Raw genomic sequence first — 18,171 nt, forward strand, 5'->3', positions numbered from 1 at the left:
TTATGAACAACATAACATGACACTTCGTGTCATGTTTTCGGGAGAGCAGATGAAATCTTCGCGTTTACTGTCAATTTTGTTGCTTCTCCAAACCCGCGGCCTGATGACGGCACAGCAATTGGCCGATGAGTTTGAGGTCAGCTTGCGCACGATCCACAGGGACATCGATCAGCTGAGCTATGCAGGTGTCCCGGTTTTCGCAGAGCGGGGACGAGGCGGCGGGTATCGGTTGATGGATGGATACCAGACCCGTTTGACAGGCCTTGATGCGGATGAAGCACGCAGCCTGCTGCTGGCCGGGCTTGGTTCCGCATTGGATGATCTGGGTCTGCTGAAAGCTGCGAGCCAAACAGAGCTAAAAGTCATGGCTTCGCTCTCTGGTCCCGCGCGCGATCAGGCCATTGTTGTTTCCGAGCGGTTTTTGTTGGATCCGCAGGGTTGGTATCGAAAGAAGGACACTGCTCCATTTGTGTCGGAGGTTGCCTCTGCGGTGTGGAATGAACGGCGACTGTCGATAGAATACGAGAGCTGGAAAGGCGTCGTGGACCGCGTTGTATCGCCCCTGGCGATTGTCCTGAAAGCCGGTAACTGGTATCTCGTTGCGCTCGTCGAAACTCCACGTGTCTACAAGATTGCAAATATCCGGAGCATCAAGGTTCTTGACGACACGTTCTCACGCCCGACGACTTTTGATGTCAGCGCCTTTTGGAACAGCTGGATCGCAGATTTCGAGCACCGGCTGAAGTCTCAATCCGTTGCACTTCATGTCAGTTCAACAGGCCTGCGCATGTTGAACGAAATGGGTTTTGCACCGCAGTCCCCTGCTCTGATCCCGAAACGAAAAGGATGGTTCTGCGTAAACGTACAAATGGAGGTTGGCGTAAAGGCCATCCGTGACGTTCTATCTCTCGGTGCTGAGGCCGAGGTCCATGGACCAGCCGCATTTCGCGAAGAGGTGATCGCTGAGGCCCGCAAAGTTATCGATCTATACGTATCGTGATTTCGCCGAAGCCCACGTAGTGCAGATAGGGGGCACCCTATGCGACGGCACCGAACTCCCGCTTGGCCCGCCTGCCGACCTTCAGCACATACGGCTCCCGAAGATTACTTCGGGAGCCGTTATTATATTGGCCTCTCAATCCCTGCGGGCGGTGGCGGGGCCTGCGCGACGGGATGCGCGGGGGCGCACGGATGCCTGCCGCTTTCCTACCTTTGCCAATCGGTCAGGGCTGGCGCTGCATTGGGTCGAGGTTGCTATACGACCTTCAGCCGTCTGCCTGCGGTCAGCCCATCGGCCGCTTCGGTGATCGCCTGCGCATTAATGCCGAAGTGGCGATAGAGATCGGCGATGGTGCCGGTCTGACCGAAATGCTCGACCCCCAGCGGAATGCTCTGATGGCCCTGCACACTGCCCAGCCAGCTCAGCGTCGCCGGGTGGCCGTCGATCACCGTGATCAGTTTGCAATGACGCGGCAGCTCCGCCAGCAATGCCTCGATATGGCTTTGTGCCTGCGGCACACCGCGCGCCCGGGCCCGCTGCGCAGCAGTCCAGCCGGCGTTCAGCCGGTCGGCCGAGGTCACCGCCAGAACGCCGACATCGCGGCGTCCCTCGCCGATGGCGGCAGCGGCCTTGATCGCCTCCGGCGCAACCGCCCCCTGATAGGCAATCACTACATCGCAGTTCGGCCCCGGCTGCTTCAGCCAATAGGCGCCATCAATCGCGCCCTGACGGAAGGCGTCATCAACCCGCTTGCCCGGCTGTTCAATCGGGTTGGTGGTCAGGCGCAGATAGACCGAACCGCCGGTCTCATCCCGGAGCCAGGTGCGTTCATCCGGATCGCCCTCGCCGTCGCGCTGAAGATAATCAAAGGCCCAATCCATGATCACCGCCAGCTCATCCACAAAAGCCGGCTCAAAGGCGGCCAGCCCGTCCTGGCTCATCCCGATGAGGGGTGAGCCGATGGATTGATGCGCACCGCCCTCCGGCGCCAGGGTCACGCCGGAAGGCGTGCCCACGATCATGAAGCGGGCATCCTGATAACAGGCGTAGTTCAGCGCATCGAGGCCACGCGCCACAAAGGGATCATAGACCGTGCCGATAGGGATCAGCCGCTTGCCAAACAGCGATTGCGACAGGCCGGCAGCCCCCAGCAGCAGGAACAGGTTCATTTCGGCGATGCCCAGCTCGATATGCTGGCCTTCTGGCGTGAACTCCCACTTCGCGGTTGAGGGGATCTTGTGTTCGATAAAGGCATCCGCCTGCGCCGTACGTGCAAAGAGCTTGCGCCGGTTCACCCAGGGGCCTAGGTTGGTGGTCCCCGTCACATCCGGCGACATGGTCACAATGCGCGCGGCAAGGTCGCTGTCACCTTTGGAGAGATCATCGAGGATCTTGCCAAAGCCCATCTGGGTCGACATCTCGCGGTCGGTTTTCACCTCGACTGTCGGCACCGGCAGGCGGGCATCGTGATAACGCCGCGCCCCTTTTGCAAAAAACGGCACCTGATCCAGAAAACTCTGCAATGCAGCGGGGTTCTGCACGGTCGCAAAGGGCTCCCACTCCTGCCCCTCGGCAACCCCCATATAGCGCTGCCATTCGGCCATCTGGGTCTTGTTCATCAGCCCGCCGTGATTGTCCTTGTGGCCGGCAATGGGTGTGCCCCAGCCCTTGACCGTATAGGCGAGGAAACAGACCGGGCGGTCATGGTCGATGGCGGCAAATGTCTCGGCCATGGTCGCAACGCAGTTGCCGCCGAGGTTCTCCATCAAGGCTGCCAGCTCTGCATCGGAGCGGCGCTCGATCAGCGCGCTGACGTCGCCCTGATCGCCCAGATCATCCAGCAGATGCTGACGCCAGACAGCACCACCCATGAAGGTCAGCGCCGAATAGGTCTGATTGGGACAGTCATCAATCCACTGGCGTAGCTTGTCACCGCCCGGCTCCTCAAAGGCGGCGCGCTGCAAGGCGCCGTATTTCACCTTCACCACATCCCAGCCGAAGGCGTCGAAGATCTTCTCGATCCGCTGAAACAGCCCTTCGCGCACGATCCCGTCCAGCGACTGGCGATTATAGTCGATGATCCACCAGGTGTTGCGCAGGTCGTTCTTCCATCCCTCCTGAAGGCATTCGTAAACATTGCCCTCGTCCAGTTCGGCATCGCCGACAAGCGCGACCATCCGCCCCTTTGGCGCATCGGATCCCCAGGATTTCGCGGTAACATAATCCTGGACCATCGACGCAAAGGAGGTGATCGCCACCCCAAGCCCCACGGAGCCGGTTGAGAAATCCACGTCATCAATATCCTTCGTGCGGCTCGGATAGCTCTGCACGCCACCAAAGCCGCGGAAGTTTTCCATCTTCTCGCGGGTCTGGTTGCCCATCAGATACTGGATCGCATGAAAGATCGGCGAGGCATGGGGTTTCACCGCCACCCGGTCCTCTGGCCGCAGCGCGCTGAAGTAGAGCGCGGTCATGATCGACACCATCGAAGCCGAGCTGGCCTGATGACCGCCAACCTTGATGCCGTCCGCCTTGGGGCGCAGGTGGTTGGCGTTGTGGATCATCCAGTGGGACAGCCACAATAGCCGCTGCTCGATCGTCTTGAGCGTTTCGGAGGAAGGTATCGGCGCGGCCACTGAAGAGGTCATGGGTCAACTCATTGATTAGGTGAAGATACTCTCCCTCCCGCACGAATGCGGAGGGGACCTGTCAAATCTGGCGGAATGAAACACCCCACCAGGGGCCGCCATACTCAGGCGGCGGCGTAAGCGTTATGCGAGGACAGCGCCTGCATCAGATCGTCGATGATATCATCGACACCTTCAAGCCCAACTGACATCCGCAGCAGCCCCTCGGCAATGCCATGTTCTGCACGCTCTTCGGGGGTATAGGTCGAATGGGTCATGCTGGCCGGGTGCTGGATCAGCGTTTCGGCGTCGCCCAGCGACACCGCGCGCTGGACCAGTTCCAGCCGGTTCATCATGGCGATACCGCCAGCCTTGCCACCAACAACCTCAAAGGGGATCATGCCGCCAAAGCCCGACATCTGCCGCGCGGCCAGTTCATTCTGTGCAAAGCCGTCAAGGCCAGGGTAATAGACCCGCTCCACCGCCGGGTGGGATTGCAGCGCCTCAGCCACCTTGCGGGCGGATTTGCAGTGACGCTCCATCCGCAGTTCAAGCGTCTTCAAACCGCGCATCAACAGCATCGCACTAAAGGGTGACATCACCGCACCGGTCATATCCTTCAGCCCGACAAGACGGATCTGGGTGACGTCCTCCTTGGAGCCGACAACCAGACCGGCGATCACATCGCCATGGCCGCTGATGAATTTCGTTGCCGAATGCACCACGATATCGGCGCCCAGTTCGATCGGGCGTGTGATCACCGGCGTGGCAAAGGTGTTGTCGACAACCACCTTTGCACCAGCTCTATGCGCGATCTCGGAAATCGCCGCGATGTCGATCAGGCGATTGTTGGGATTTGCCGGGGTTTCGAAATAGACCAGTTTGGTTTTCGGGCTGATCGCCTCTGCCAGATTTGAGGGATCTGTCATATCGACCAGACGCACATTGACGCCAAATCGTGGCAGCCCGTGGGTCATGAAGGAAAACGTGCAGCCATATAGTGTCTTGTCTAGGATGATTTCATCCCCGGCCGCTAGAAACGACCATAGGGTCGAGGTGATTGCGCCCATGCCGGAAGCGGTCGCAAGCCCGGCTTCGCCGCCCTCAAGATTGGCGATGCGCTGCTCCAGATGGTCCAGTGTCGGGTTGGAAATGCGGCTATAGAAATGCCCCTCGCGCTCACCGGTGAACATCTCGCCGCCCGCCTCGGCGGAGTCGAAGGTAAAGGTCGAGGTCAGATAAAGCGGCGGGTTCAACGCCCCCTGCTGCGACTGCGAGTCATAGCCATGGTGGATTGCACGTGTCGAAAAGCTGGAGTCGGTCTTTTTCATGAAAATCACCCTAATGTGTTTCCAGCATCTTAGGATGGTCAGCTGGGCGATTAGTTGCTAATTTACCTTCAGACAGCATAAGGATTGGCATAATATGCCAGAGAAGCCAAAATTGGACGCGACGGACAGACGCATCATACGGGCCTTGCAACGCAATGGGCGGATGACGAATCTCGATCTCGCGGCGGAGGTCAACCTCTCGCCCTCTCCCTGCCTGCGCCGGCTGCGCATTCTTGAAAGCAGCAATGTCATTCAGGGCTATAGCATCGACGTTGATGCCAAGGTCTATGGCCTGCCGGTCACGGTCTTTGTGCGGGTCAGCCTGGAGAACCATACCGAAAGCGTGGTGGCCAACTTTGAACGCCAGATCCGTGGCACGCCTGAGGTTCTGGAATGTTTCGTGATGACTGGCCTTGCCGATTATCTGCTGCGTGTGGTGGTGGCCGATCTGGAAGATTACGAACGCTTCGTACGCGCGCGCCTGCATCCCATCGGCGGCATCAGTTCGATTGACACCAGTTTCGTCTACGGAGTGGTGAAAAAGACCGCCGTCTACCCTGAGGTTGATAGCTCTCAAAGCTGATCATCCGGCAGGGTGCCCATTTCGCAGATAGCTGGCAAAGATGCGCAAACCGCCGGTCTACATTCTTTAAAAATCGCGACCGTTCGATATACTGCCCCCCTACTGGCGGCAGGACATCATCCATGCAAAGGCCCATCCCAACAACGTTTCCAAAGATCTCGACGCGACTGACAGCTTTCGCCTTTGCCGATGTGGCAGACTACACACGGCATATGGAGATCAGCACAACTGAGACTGTCCGTCGCTGGTGCGAGCTGCGCGACACCGTGCTGCTGGATGAGCTGAAACGCTATGGCGGCGTGCGTCGGTCGGATGCCGGGGATGCGCTGCTGGTCGAATTCACCAGCGCCACGGATGCCGTGCTCTGGGCGATGGCTGTTCAGGATCGGTTGCGCCAGCAGGTCGCCGAAGAGAACCCGATGGAAATCCGTATCGGTGTCAATATCGACGATGTGATCGACGATGAAGGGACCGTGCAATCCGACGGTGTTGTCATCGCCTCGCGCATTCATCAGCTCGCCAATCCGGGCACCGTGGTGGTCACCAAAATGGTCCGCGATATCGTCCGCGGGAAGCTGTCGCTCAGGTTTCACGACCTCGGCGCGCCGCTGTTGAAGAATATTGACCGGCCCGTCCACGTCTATCAGGTCCTCAGCAGCAGCGGCGACAGTGTTCTGCTACATCCTCATGCTGACTGGAAAAACCGTCCGACGCTGGCGGTCCTGCCGTTTCAGGATCGCGGTGCGCAGGCCGAGGAACAGTATTTCGGCGATGGCATCACCGAGGAGATCATCTCCGGCGTCTCCCGCAGCCGCACCATGTTCGTCATGGCGCGCACCTCGACGCTGCAATTCCGCAGTAGCAAGGAAAACCCTGCCAAGATCGGCCGCAATCTGGGCGTTGCCTATCTGCTGACCGGCTCCGTCGACCAGCATGGCGACCAGCTCCGCATCTTTGTCGAATTGATGGATGTTCTGCGCAACCGGGCGATCTGGGCCCAGACCTATCGCGGTGACCTGCAGGATCTTTTTGCCTTTCAGGATGAAATCGCCTCCAGCATTCTGGCCATGCTGGAACCCAAGGTGCTGTCGACCGAGGCGGAGCATATCAGCGCACGCAGCACAGAGAGCCTGGACGCCTATAAATGTGTCCTGCGGGCGCTGGCGCGGCTCTATCAGCTGGATGACTACAGCTATGAAGAGGCCATCGCTCTGTTGAAGCGCGCCGTGTCTCTCGACCCTAATTACCCCCAGGCTCACGCCTATCTGGCCTGGTGCATGAATTTCTTTCTGGCAGAAGGGTATTCCCACAACCCGCGCGACGATATTCTGACCATGATCAACCATTCCCGCCGCGCGGTCGAGCTGGACCCCGATGACGCGCTGACCCTGTCGATCCGCGCCCATGTGCTCAGCCTGCATGAGAACAGCCCCGAGGATGCGCTGGAACTCTTCGAGGATGCGCTGGCCCATAACATGAACCTGCCGCTGGCCTGGGGGCTGAGTGCGACGACATATGCCTATCTTGGCGACGGCGCCGAGGCCCGTGAACGGTTGCTCAATGTCTGGCGACTGGCACCCTATGATCCGTTGAGCTTCTTCTTCCTGACTGCTGCGGGCCTTGCTGAATTTGTCGATGGCAACTTGCCTGAAGCGATCCGGTTCCTGAAGAACGCCCGCCGCAACAAACCGCGGTTCATGGCCAGCCTCCGGCTGCTCGCCGCCGCCTTTGCGCTCAGCGGGCAAACCGAGAGCGCCCGCAAGGTGGGCCGGGAAATAATCGAACTGGATCCGGGATTTTCGGTATCGAAATTTGCGACCTGGTATCCGCTGAAATCAAAGGAAGCCCTGGGTCGTCTGACCGATGGTCTGACACGCGCAGGGCTGCCTGATTAGGATTTGGAACAACAATGATCGGGGCAACCCGACAAGCAGGAAGGACATCAAGAGGCAGACCGGCAGAGCACCGACACGCGCAGTCACACAGTTTGTTTTTAACACGTATTCAACGGTTTAAGGGGGATTACTGATGGCTGGACATGGCAACTCGCAAGCGTCGTCGAACGGGCTTGGTCTGGGACTTGGGCTCGGTCTTGGTTTGGGCAATGGTCTTGGGCTTGGCAACGGCCTCGGCTTGGGCAATGGTCTGGGGCTGGGTAACGGTCTGGGATTAGGGCTTGGTAACGGTCTGGGTTTGGGCGCAGGTCAAGGACTTGGCCTGGGTCTCGGCAATGGTCTGGGCCTCGGCAACGGTCTGGGGCTTGGCGCGGGTCTGGGATTAGGGATTGAGGATAACGGCTATCTTATGGGCAATGGCGCAGACGCCGGCATCGGCATTCTGCGCAGCTACTACGCAACGCCCAAAGAGCTGGGACTTCTGCCCTGGACGCTGGATTTCAGCCCGGACAACAACGGTGGCGATCCCTTCCCGCTGTCGATGATCATCACACCCTATCAGATCCCAAAGGACAAAGGCACACCGGCGCAACCGCAATACCCTATCGCGCTGGAATGGATCACCGAGGACTGGGATCCTGCTCTGCGGTTCTGGGCGCTGCCATTTGACCCGAACCTCGGGGAATGGCTGCGGGCGGCGGACAGATCCGAACCCGGCACCATGGCAGCACTGGAATTCGCATCGCAATACCAGAACTGGCATCCCGCCCATGTCGGCGACCGCTGGCTGGAACAAAACGATCTGCGCTGGCGCTATGTCCAAACCGGAACCCCAACGCAATCTCAGGACGCCGCCAAGGAGGCCTTTGAGATCATCGTCGCCGAGCTGGAAGTGCTCAAGATGTATATGGAGGATGATCGTCAGCAATATATGGTCGAATGCGACATTCAGGCCGATGGCCTGCCGTCCTATCTGATCCATTTTTTGGGGGCCAACAGCTTTGATCACCCCTTCACGCTGAAGCTTATTGATCTGGGACTGGCGGTCGGCAATGTCGCCTATATGAGCTACAAAGCCCATTACAAGCGGGTCCGTCCCTCAATTCTGCGTCCCGGCCTAACCGTGCCATTTGGTCCGCCTGCCCATCCTGCCTTTCCTAGCGGCCACGCCTTTCTCGCCCATTTCCTGTCGCTGCTACTGCTGGAGATTCCGGGCATCGCACAGCGATTTGGCGTGGTGAGGGGCTATGACTCCGATGGCATCGGAACCAACATCCAGATCCCGGCAGGCACTCTGCTGCGCAAGCCGACCTATGACGATCTGCTTGGCACCAACGTTGTCGCCTCGCCGCTGCTGACCGTGGCCAACCGGATCGCGGTGAACCGCGAGCGGATCGGCGTGCACTACCCGTCGGATTCAACCGCGGGCCGCCATATCGCGGCGGGGATCTGGTATTGCATGATGGACCGCGCGCCGGTTGATCCGAACGCCGGGCCAGTCCCCTGGGCACATCTCAATGTTCCGACGCTGCACCGTATCCTTGACAAGGCCAAGACAGAATGGCCGACACCGTGGATTTCGAGCGAAATCGCCTGAGCTCCGGGACCTCTTGGCTCCCGACTCTAGCCGATCATGTGCAGGCCCAGATTGTTGTCACAGGCGACCAGATCGACAAGGGCCTGCACCGTCTGTGGCGGGGTTTCGCCTGCGCCGATCTGCGGCGCCAGTCCCGCTGCGGGGTCGGTGTTGGCGCGGTCATTCACATGGGTCAGCTCATAAAAAAACACCAGCTGCAGCCCTGCGGGTGCTGCATTGCGCGTATCTTTACAGAGCTGCGTGATCTGCTGCACGTCATTCTGCGTCAGATCCGATGCTGCCTGCTGATCCGGGCCGATGTCACAAGGCCCCAGCGCAAGCGGATGCGGACTCCAGAGGATGCTTCGGTCCATAATCTGCGAGATCGGTTTATCGTTCAGGACCCAGCCGCCCCAGACGCGCAGCCCCGCACCCTGCGCCGCGACCGTTCCCCGGTTACCGAGCTTCGGCACCAGTCCCGGCATCACCCAATCAGCATCCTGCGCCCAGTGCAGAGAGACCGGCAGATAGCTGCCGCGCCCCACTGTCACCGGGCCATCACCAGTTGGAAAAACATCGGCGCGGCGATCGCGGATGTAGATATCCACCACCGGGGCCGCTCCCGCCTTGCTGCTGATCTTCTCCGGGTTCGCCGGAAACATGCCCATGGTTTCAAAGGCCCATCGTGTCACCTTGTGCGAGGTTGCCGGCTGCCACTCCGCCCCGCCTCTGGGCAGCGGAACCAACGCCGGGGCACCCCAGCCTGCGGCTTCCATCCCAACCTCCAGCATTTCAGCGCGCGACGGCGATTGCGCCAGACCTGCCATTGCCTGCAGCAGCAGATACAGCGTCATATCGGAGGCGCGGGTGCGTTGCCCCCAATCGGCGTCGCTCCCTGCCAGCGTATCGCCGCCAAGCGCGCGGTAAAGCAGGAAACATGACGACGACAGGATCTGCTCCGTCAGATAGGCCTTATGCTCGGTGCCGGACTTGGGCGGATCCTCAACAACCGAGCGGTTCAGCAGACCGTACCAGCCCCAGCCCATGGCCGGGGTGCGATCATGCCGCCGTGGCGCAAAGACAAACGGGAAGGTCCAGCCCCGCATCCGTGCATCGCCCGGATAGGCCGGGCTGGACAGATCCGACAACGGGTCAAAGAAAACCGCCGCCATGGAATCGCCGGCGCTATGGGCAAAATCGAACTCAAGTTGCCCGATCCGCGCCGCCAGCAGGTAATGACCGAATTCATGCAGCATCCAGCGCCCGCTGCTGGCGATGCCCAGCGGCTCCAGCTGGCTATCTGGCGTCCCCGGCTTGACCCTGGCCCAGCGGTTGAGATTGGCCAGCGCCAGATGCATGTCGATGCTCGGCTTGCTCTGCTGGGCGGCATCCGGCGCCACGTCGTAACGCACCTGCGCGTTGATTGTCCGACCGCTTCTGCCGGGTCCGGGCACGATGCCCGAGCGGTAATGCACGGCCAGCGGTCCGTCCGCCGTCGCTACATAGGCATCCGGTGCCAAACCCAGCCCGCTCATGCTGTCAAAGAACACCGTGCTATGCCAATAGGCGCTGATTGCGGTGGACAGGTTGCGGCGTGGCGGCACATCTGACACATCCATCGGCGGCAGCGGCTTGGGCAGATCGCCGTGACCATCACCCGGCACAAAACGCGGGCAATTGCGCACCACATAGGCCGGTCGCTGCATCTTCATCCCCAGATCCAGCTTAATCGCGCGATTTTCGCGGAACAGGTCAAGGATCTTGTCCGGCCGCGTGGGGCGGCGCCAGGACAAGGGCGGCGCCGGGTGCCCGCGCCAATCCGGTGGCGGCACCGGGAACACCCGCACAAATGGCTCCAGCTCCGGCACCCGGGGGCCACTACCTGCCACTGCATGGCTCACCAGCGGCACCCGCGTCACCGACACGACTTCGACGCTGTTCTGAGCGAGGTCCTGTAACCGCAGACGCACCGTCAGCCGATAGCTGAGCGGCGCGCCGCGCGTTGTCTTCTGCCCGCGCGCCAGCAGGACCAGCGTCATCTCCCAGGCCCCCGCAGCGACATTGTCCTGTTCCGCCGAAAACTGGATATCCTGCAACAACAGCGACCGCGCCTCCACCCCGGCCTGTTTGGCGATAGTTTCCTCAAGCATCGACATCATCCGCGGCGCTGATACGACCGGGGGCGCCGCGCCGCCCGTGTCGCTGTCCGCAGCATCATCGGTGGTCGATGCCGTCGGCAAATCGCCGGTCTCCGTGGCGGCCTGCGGTTCGGCCGTTGCAGGATCATCTGCCGCCTGAAACCCGATCGGAACGCTTGACAATGACTGCGCCAACCGGCTCAGAATGGACTGTTTTTCGTCAGCACTGCTGTTGGCCAGGATCGCCGACAGCGCGCGATTTGCACCGCCTGGGAATTCAGCTGTCAGACCGCGGATGATCAGATCAAAGCCGTGTGTTGTCTGGCGCACCTCAACCGGCACCCGAAATCCTGCTGAGGGAAACCGCATCAGGAACGACGAGAGCAATGGGTTCTCGATCCCCTCGGTCGCGACCAGGATCACGGTGCCCGGCATCGCGCCCTTCGGATTGCGTGACATGTTCCAACTGGCAATGTGCCCTTTCAACCGGGTCGACGGCCCATCAATTTCCGGCCAGATATCGCACCAGCGAAGCATGCTTCCAGCGGAGGCGACACCTGCAATCAGGTCCAGCATCGGGTCCGCCGCGCCCAGAGGCGGAGTTGTCGCGTTCACATAGGCTCTCAGGTGTTTCAGATAGTCGGCCGCCGCGCCGGTCAGCGCAGCCAGATTGATCGGCCCGTCAGCCGCCCCGACGGTGGCCTCTGCGACATAAGGGGCCGTCGGATGTGAAATCAGCCGCGACGGGCGGCGCGAACCCGGATACTGGCGCTCGTACCGCAGCCAGGCCTTCACCGTGCTGCTGGCAAGATTTGCCGACGGCGGCCAACGTCCCGGAAATGTCACTTTCGCCATGTCGTCCCCCTTCGAGCATACGCCCTCGGCGATGCTCTGTCTGTGTCAAAATTATCGCTCGACACCCTCGGGGATGGCCCATTTGCGGGGGAACACCGCCGCACTCAGTCGCGCGGTCCCGCCTCTTCGGCTCTGGTATTTTCGATCTCGTCTCTCCTGCCGAGATTGGCTTGTCCAGCCGCGTCTCCCGACACCCGCAGCGCCGGTCGCTTTGCAAGATCGAAAGATCCCCATCCGGTAAGCCTACCACAGTTTCGATGCGGAAAGTAGCCGCGCGGCAGCACGCCCCGTATCGCCGGACGACGGAATATTGCTGGACATCACGCGGCGGAGACCGCCAATCGCCCCAGCCCTGCCGCGGCCCAAAACCCTGCGCGATCGAGCTGTCAAAAAAATGCAGCCGAGGGCATTTTTTCTCTGGACGCGCCAGAATGCACGCCATATATCAGCCCCACATTCCGGCGTAGCTCAGCGGTAGAGCAGTTGACTGTTAATCAATTGGTCGTAGGTTCGATCCCTACCGCCGGAGCCAAAGTTTCCAAGGGCTTAGCGTTCATTCGCTAAGCCCTTATTTGGTTGATGTCGGGATTTTTTACGGTGTCATCGCGTCGATATTTCGCGATAATGTCGGCCGCCCTGCGACGCCCGGCGCAGGTACAGTCCGGGCCGAGCGGGGCTCACCAATGTCCGGGCCAAGGCGCTGCACTAGCGGCAGATGGATGGGTGATCGGACCGGTTTTTTCAGGTGCGCGCCGTACTCAGGACATCAGCGGTTTCGACAATTGTTTCAGCCCTGACACATGGCCCAACTGCAAGGCGCCCATGGGCAACAGACAGGCCTGAAGCGCGTGGTAGATATCCGGCTTGCCGGTAAAAATCGTCTGCGTCACCTGCCCCGCCTGGTCAATCTCGGGATACCAGCCACCGCGCTCTTCATCAATGAAATGGGCCTGTGCAAAGCTCCAGAGGCGGCGATACCACAGCTCGTCCTCGGCCCGGGCGTCCAGCCTGATCAAAGCGGCAACCGCGCCGATGGCCTCGGTTACCGGCCACCAGAAGCGGTTGGTCATCGCAACCTTACCCTCAAAGTCAAGCGTATAGGCAAACCCGCCATCCGGCAGCCAGGCGTCCGCCAGGGCCCGCTCGATCAGCTTCCGGGCGCGGCACGGAACGCCTGGATCCTGCCGTCCGGCCAGATCCCAGTGCTGCAACAGCAGCCGCCCCATCTCAAAGGAATGGCCCGGCGTGGTGCCCGCAGGCCGAAACATCGGATCACCGGCATAGGCGCGATCAATCTGCCACTCCTCGGTATAATGCTCTGGCAGTCTCCAGCCGTCCTGCCCGGCGATATCACCGACAAAAAAAGCCAGAATATGCCCCGCTCGCTCCAGGAACATCGACTCGCCGGTGGCTTCGTAGGCTGTCAGCAGCGCCTCGACCCCGTGCATATTGGCGTTCATGCCGCGATAGGATGAAAACGGCGTCCAGTCCCGGTTCCATTCATCAGCAAAGCGCTGCGCCTGCGGTTCCCAGAATCTGTGGTCCAGCACCTCGGCGACATCCGACAGCAACGCATCCGCACCTGGATGCCCGGCCAGCTTGGCAGTTGAGGCCGCCAGCAGCACGAAGACATGCCCATAGGCCAGTTTGCGATCATCAGCGACCTTGTCGCCCTTCATCGCCCAAAGATACCCACCATGGACGCGATCGCGATGATGACCGTTGAGATAGGCGATGCCATGGTCAATGATCCGGTCAGCACCGGCATAGCCGCAGATATGCGCCAGCCCGTAGGAATGCACCATACGCGTGGTTGTGTGCAGCTCCTGTGTGTTGTCAGGCAATGGCTGACCGGCGGCATCAAGGATATGGAAGCCCGGTCCCTTGCCCAGACTCGCAGAAAAGAAACCCAGCTGCCGGCGAGCATCCGCTATCAGAAAAGCGCGGTGATCCGGGTCGTCCAGCCAGAAACAGGCTGCATCCAGCGCTCCGGCAGGGTTCGGCGTGACCATGGCTACTCTCCTTTATGTCGCACGTCAGGCGGCGGGCCGGATGGCCCTGCCATTTGCGTTGAAGATATGAGCATTCTGCCGCTGCACCCGCAATCCCAGCCGATCCCCGTTTCGGACCGGGATATTGCCATGTTTGCGCACGAGAAGCGGGCCCAGCCCATCGACATTGGCATAGATGTTTGTGTCCGATCCCAGACGTTCAACCACATCTGCAACCGCAGTCAGATCCCCCTCACCCGGTGCCACCACATCCAGATGCTCCGGTCGGATGCCAAGATCCACAGCTGCGGCGGTGTCGCGCAGATGATCCAGCGTCAGCATCATGCCATTGCGGGCCATCACCCCGCTATCGGCCCCGGATACCGGCAATATGTTCATCGTGGGAGAGCCGATGAACTGCGCCACGAACTTATTGGCGGGCCGCTCATAGAGATCGAGCGGCGAGCCGACCTGCTGAATATCGCCTCCATTCAACACCACAATGCGGTCCGCCAGCGTCAGCGCCTCGACCTGATCATGGGTCACATAGATCATCGTGGCGCCCAGTTGCTTGTGCAGCCGAGCAATCTCCAGCCGCATCTCCACACGCAGCGCCGCGTCCAGATTGGACAGCGGCTCATCAAACAGGAACGCGCGCGGATCGCGGATGATGGCGCGCCCCATAGCAACGCGCTGGCGCTGCCCGCCCGATAGCGCCTTGGGCAAGCGATCCACCAGTTTCGACAGGCCTAGGGTTTCGGCGGCCTTGGCGACGCGCGATCTGCGCTCCTCTGCCGGTTCCTTGCGGATCTCCATGGAAAACCCCATGTTCCGCGCCACATCCATATGCGGATAAAGCGCGTAGGACTGGAACACCATGGCAATGTCGCGATCCCGTGGCCGCACGTCATTCATGCGCTGCCCGTCGATCTCGAAATCGCCAGACGTGATCGGCTCCAGCCCTGCGATCATCCGCAGAAGGGTAGATTTGCCGCAGCCTGATGGCCCGACCAGAACGATGAATTCACCGTCCTGAATATCAAGATTGATATCGCGCAGCACCTCAACAGCGCCATAGCGTTTCGCAACATCTCTGAGTTCGATCCGTGCCATGATCCGGCCCCCTATCCTTTGACCGCGCCGGACGTGAGGCCCTGCACCAGGTAGCGTTGTATGAAAATGAAGAACAGGCAGCTTGGCACCAGCGCCAGCACGCCAGCCGCCATCATCTGCCCCCAGTCCACCGAAAATTTCGACACGAAGGTCAGCAGCCCGACCGGGAAGGTCATCGCGTCATTTTTGGAAATCAGCATCAGCGCAAACAGCAGCTCGGACCAGGCGGCGGTAAAGACAAAACCCAGCGTCGCCCCCAGCCCCGGCAGGGTCAGCGGAAACACCACCGTGCGCAGCGCCTGAAACCGGGTGCAGCCATCCATCATCGCGGCCTCTTCCAGATCCTTTGGGATCCCGTCAAAGAAGGATTGCATGAGGAAGGTCGCAAATGGGATGTTGAAGGCGGTGTAGACCACGATCAGCGAGGTGAGCGAGTTCAGCAGGCCCAGATCAGCCACGATCTTGTAGATCGGCGCGATGATCATCAGCAGCGGGAACATCTGGGTGATCAGCATCACGCCGATGATGATCCGCTTGCCCGCAAAGACAAATCGCGAGAAAGCATAGCCCGCCCCGGCCGCAATCAGCGTGGTGAAGAACGCCGTGCCGAGCGAGACTGTCAGAGAGTTGCGGAAATAGGCCAGGAACTCGGTCTCAAACAGCACGGTGGCGAAATTCTCGAACGTCACTGCACTGGGCAGCATCCGCGTGCCCTCGGAAAAGATCAGCGCATCGGGCGTAACGGCGATTTTCATCAGCCAGTAGAGCGGAAACAGCGCAAAGCCGAGATAGAATGCGATGGCGGCATATTTCCCAATCGCCAGCGCTGGATGACGTCTGGATGAACACGCGATATTAGCCATGGTGATCCTCAGATCTTGACCAGCCGTCTGCGCATCCACAGCAGGATGACAGCATAGGCCAGAAGGATGATCAGCAACGCCACCGCAATGGTCGAGGCATAGCCGAAGTCCAGTTTGCGGAACGCGGTGGTAAAGATGTAGGTGGACAGGATCTGCGTTGAATTGGCCGGACCACCCCCGGTCATCACAAAGATCAGATCGGCAAAATTGGCGATCCAGATGGTGCGCAGCATCACCGTGATAGCAATCATTGGCGCCAGGAACGGCAGGGTAATCTTGGTAAAGCTCTGCCACGCGCTGGCGCCGTCGATTTCGGCAGCCTCGTACAGCTCACCCGGAATGGACTGCAGCGCAGCCAGCAGCGTGATGGCGAAAAACGGCACACCAAACCAGATATTGGCGGTGATCGGCCCCCAGATCGCCAGATCAGGATCACCCAGGATATTGTAGGGCTCCGACAGCACCCCAAGCGCGGCCAGCCAGTGCGGGATCGGTCCGATCACCGGGTTGAACAGCCAGGCCCATGTCAGGGCTGACAGAAAGGTCGGCACCGCCCAGGGCAGAAACACCAGCGCCTGAAACAGCTTCTTGCCAAAGAACTGCGTGTTCAGCAGCATCGCCAGCCCCAGCCCGAGAAAGAACTGAAAGAAGATCGACCAGAACGTCCAGAAGAAGGTGTTCTCAAGCGCGATCCAGAATTTGCGATCCGTCCAGAGCTTTTGATAGTTTTCAAACCCGACCCAGCCAGTGTCGAAAGGATTCAGCAGTTCAATGGCCTGAAACGAGTAGGACACCCCAATCACCAGCGGCATCAGCATGACGCTGCCGATCAACAGGATCATCGGCGACAGGTAGAGAAACGGCTCCACCATATAGTGCCAGTAGAGCGAGCGCCGTGCCCCGGTTCCCCCGGGCACGACGTTTTTTTGGGCGCGCGCAATCACTGCTTTGCCTGCCATTTCGCATATTCGCCGGTCAGGAAATCCGCCCATTCATCGGCCAGATCCTGTGCGCTGCGCTGACCAAGAAGCGCTTCCTGGCTGGTTTCCAGAACCACGGTGCTTGCAAAATAGCCCCATTTCTCCAGAAAGGTCGGCATGGTGGTCGGCTCATACTGCTCACCGTTCAACTCCTTGAACCAGCCTGCAAATTGCTCGGTCTGGAAATAGGGGTCCTGATCGGCGCCCTTATGGACCGGGATCACACCAACTCGCTTGGCCCAGGTGCCATTGGCCTCAGGTGCAGACAGCGCCGCCACCAGATCAAAGGCCTCGTCCTCATGCTTGGTCGCATTGAAGATCGACCAGCCTGCAAAACCGATGGTCGGGAATGCCTTGCCGGAGGGGCCGACAGGCATCGGGATCACCGCAAAATCCTCGGCTGGCATCCGCTCCGAAATCGCGATCAGCGCGTCAGGATCCTGATCGAGGAAAGCGCAGGTGCCAGAATAGAAACCGGCGACGATCTCATTGAAGCCCCAGCTGACCGCATCCTTCGGGGCATAGCCCTTCTGGTAGAGATCAAGCATGAACTGGATGCCCTCGACCGAGCCTGGCTCATTCATGCGGCTCTTGCCATCATCGGTGAAGAAGTCATTGGTGCCGTTCATCGCAGCCGCCATCATCACCCAGCCGTTGGTGCCACCCGGACCACCGCGCAGGCAGTAGCCTGATTTGCCGTCCAGTTCCGATACCGCAGCCGATGCCGCCATGAAGTCTTCCATGGTTTCGGGCGGTTCGACACCGGCTTCGGCCAGCAGTTTCTTGTTGTAGAACATCGCGCGCAGGTAGAACCCGTAGGGGATCATGTAGAGATCACCCGCCTGGCTGCCCATTGCAATCGTCTTGTCTGTCAGCGTTGCGCCATGCTCCCAGTCGGCGACATGATCGGCGAGGCTTGCCAGCTGGCCGGAGCCTGCATAAAGCGCCTGCCAGGTGTCGGGCATTTCGACAACATCGGGGATATCGCCGCCGGCAACCATGGTCGCCAGCTTCTCAAACGCCTGCCCCCACGGCAGGCTGATGATTTCGACGGAAACATCGGGATGGGCGGCCTCGTAGCCGTCAACGATGCTCTGCAGCACCTTGGTGCGTTCCGGGCTGGTGATCACCTCAACCAGCTTGAGCGTCGTCTCCGCGTAGGCGGCGCTGCCCATCAGCATGGCCGCCGTCGTGATCCCTGTCAGAATTTTTTTCATGT

The 18,171-nt window shown here is 60.2% G+C and carries 12 protein-coding genes and 1 tRNA gene; 5 read left to right on the forward strand and 8 right to left on the reverse strand.

Annotated elements, in window-relative coordinates:
• Positions 1-16: 16 nt before the first annotated feature.
• Positions 17-1,000, forward strand: coding sequence for a helix-turn-helix transcriptional regulator (locus WLQ66_RS07200; protein WP_340545665.1), 984 nt, complete (start codon positions 17-19; stop codon positions 998-1,000).
• A 254-nt stretch (positions 1,001-1,254) separates the two neighbouring features.
• Here the strand turns inward: WLQ66_RS07200 and WLQ66_RS07205 are convergent, their stop codons facing one another.
• Together WLQ66_RS07205 and WLQ66_RS07210 are read right to left on the reverse strand one after the other, a co-directional pair.
• Entirely contained in the window at positions 1,255-3,648 is a 2,394-nt protein-coding gene (locus WLQ66_RS07205) for a thiamine pyrophosphate-binding protein (RefSeq protein ID WP_340545666.1), read from the reverse strand.
• A gap of 104 nt (positions 3,649-3,752) precedes the next feature.
• Positions 3,753-4,958, reverse strand: a complete 1,206-nt coding sequence (locus tag WLQ66_RS07210; protein WP_340545667.1) for a methionine gamma-lyase — start codon at positions 4,956-4,958, stop codon at positions 3,753-3,755.
• 94 nt (positions 4,959-5,052) lie between these two features.
• Here WLQ66_RS07210 and WLQ66_RS07215 point away from each other — a divergent pair, with 94 nt between their 5' ends.
• The 3 genes from WLQ66_RS07215 (at position 5,053) to WLQ66_RS07225 (ending at position 9,033) form a co-directional block, all read left to right on the forward strand.
• Positions 5,053-5,541, forward strand: a complete 489-nt coding sequence (locus WLQ66_RS07215; RefSeq protein ID WP_340545668.1) for an Lrp/AsnC family transcriptional regulator — start codon at positions 5,053-5,055, stop codon at positions 5,539-5,541.
• A gap of 122 nt (positions 5,542-5,663) precedes the next feature.
• Positions 5,664-7,436, forward strand: coding sequence for an adenylate/guanylate cyclase domain-containing protein (locus WLQ66_RS07220; RefSeq protein ID WP_340545669.1), 1,773 nt, complete (start codon positions 5,664-5,666; stop codon positions 7,434-7,436).
• Between the two features lie 133 nt (positions 7,437-7,569).
• On the forward strand, positions 7,570-9,033 hold the full coding sequence (locus tag WLQ66_RS07225; RefSeq protein WP_340545670.1) for a phosphatase PAP2 family protein: 1,464 nt from the start codon (positions 7,570-7,572) through the stop codon (positions 9,031-9,033).
• Between the two features lie 26 nt (positions 9,034-9,059).
• Here the strand turns inward: WLQ66_RS07225 and WLQ66_RS07230 are convergent, their stop codons facing one another.
• Positions 9,060-12,005 carry a hypothetical protein gene (locus WLQ66_RS07230; protein ID WP_340545671.1) on the reverse strand — a complete coding sequence of 982 codons (2,946 nt, stop codon included), beginning with the start codon at positions 12,003-12,005 and terminating at the stop codon, positions 9,060-9,062.
• Between the two features lie 457 nt (positions 12,006-12,462).
• Between WLQ66_RS07230 and WLQ66_RS07235 the strand changes: the two genes are divergently transcribed.
• Positions 12,463-12,537: transfer RNA gene (locus WLQ66_RS07235), tRNA-Asn, on the forward strand.
• A gap of 226 nt (positions 12,538-12,763) precedes the next feature.
• Here WLQ66_RS07235 and WLQ66_RS07240 read toward each other — a convergent pair.
• The 5 genes from WLQ66_RS07240 to WLQ66_RS07260 are packed head-to-tail and all read right to left on the reverse strand — an operon-like array spanning position 12,764 to position 18,169.
• Complete coding sequence (locus WLQ66_RS07240) at positions 12,764-14,017, reverse strand: AGE family epimerase/isomerase (protein ID WP_340545672.1); 1,254 nt, start codon at positions 14,015-14,017, stop codon at positions 12,764-12,766.
• Positions 14,018-14,041: 24 nt separating this feature from the next.
• Positions 14,042-15,109 carry an ABC transporter ATP-binding protein gene (locus tag WLQ66_RS07245; protein WP_340545673.1) on the reverse strand — a complete coding sequence of 356 codons (1,068 nt, stop codon included), beginning with the start codon at positions 15,107-15,109 and terminating at the stop codon, positions 14,042-14,044.
• A gap of 11 nt (positions 15,110-15,120) precedes the next feature.
• Entirely contained in the window at positions 15,121-15,972 is an 852-nt protein-coding gene (locus WLQ66_RS07250) for a carbohydrate ABC transporter permease (RefSeq protein WP_340545674.1), read from the reverse strand.
• A gap of 8 nt (positions 15,973-15,980) precedes the next feature.
• Positions 15,981-16,931 (reverse strand): carbohydrate ABC transporter permease, encoded by a 951-nt coding sequence (locus WLQ66_RS07255; RefSeq protein WP_340545675.1) that lies wholly within the window; start codon positions 16,929-16,931, stop codon positions 15,981-15,983.
• A complete protein-coding gene (locus WLQ66_RS07260) occupies positions 16,913-18,169 on the reverse strand; it encodes an ABC transporter substrate-binding protein (protein ID WP_340545676.1) in 1,257 nt (418 codons plus the stop codon). The genes WLQ66_RS07255 and WLQ66_RS07260 overlap by 19 nt, the downstream gene beginning before the upstream one ends.
• Between the last annotated feature and the right edge of the window lie 2 nt (positions 18,170-18,171).

Origin of the sequence: Phaeobacter sp. A36a-5a, assembly GCF_037911135.1 — a bacterium.
GTDB classification, from domain to species: Bacteria; Pseudomonadota; Alphaproteobacteria; order Rhodobacterales; family Rhodobacteraceae; genus Phaeobacter; species Phaeobacter bryozoorum.

Excerpts from the sequence above, each read along its gene's own strand:
- WLQ66_RS07200 (WP_340545665.1), top strand. The coding sequence starts at position 17 with ATGACACTTCGTGTCATGTTTTCGGGAGAGCAGATGAAATCTTCGCGT.
- WLQ66_RS07205 (WP_340545666.1), bottom strand. The coding sequence starts at position 3,648 with ATGACCTCTTCAGTGGCCGCGCCGATACCTTCCTCCGAAACGCTCAAG.
- WLQ66_RS07210 (WP_340545667.1), bottom strand. The coding sequence starts at position 4,958 with ATGAAAAAGACCGACTCCAGCTTTTCGACACGTGCAATCCACCATGGC.
- WLQ66_RS07215 (WP_340545668.1), top strand. The coding sequence starts at position 5,053 with ATGCCAGAGAAGCCAAAATTGGACGCGACGGACAGACGCATCATACGG.
- WLQ66_RS07220 (WP_340545669.1), top strand. The coding sequence starts at position 5,664 with ATGCAAAGGCCCATCCCAACAACGTTTCCAAAGATCTCGACGCGACTG.
- WLQ66_RS07225 (WP_340545670.1), top strand. The coding sequence starts at position 7,570 with ATGGCTGGACATGGCAACTCGCAAGCGTCGTCGAACGGGCTTGGTCTG.
- WLQ66_RS07230 (WP_340545671.1), bottom strand. The coding sequence starts at position 12,005 with ATGGCGAAAGTGACATTTCCGGGACGTTGGCCGCCGTCGGCAAATCTT.
- WLQ66_RS07240 (WP_340545672.1), bottom strand. The coding sequence starts at position 14,017 with ATGGTCACGCCGAACCCTGCCGGAGCGCTGGATGCAGCCTGTTTCTGG.
- WLQ66_RS07245 (WP_340545673.1), bottom strand. The coding sequence starts at position 15,109 with ATGGCACGGATCGAACTCAGAGATGTTGCGAAACGCTATGGCGCTGTT.
- WLQ66_RS07250 (WP_340545674.1), bottom strand. The coding sequence starts at position 15,972 with ATGGCTAATATCGCGTGTTCATCCAGACGTCATCCAGCGCTGGCGATT.
- WLQ66_RS07255 (WP_340545675.1), bottom strand. The coding sequence starts at position 16,931 with ATGGCAGGCAAAGCAGTGATTGCGCGCGCCCAAAAAAACGTCGTGCCC.
- WLQ66_RS07260 (WP_340545676.1), bottom strand. The coding sequence starts at position 18,169 with ATGAAAAAAATTCTGACAGGGATCACGACGGCGGCCATGCTGATGGGC.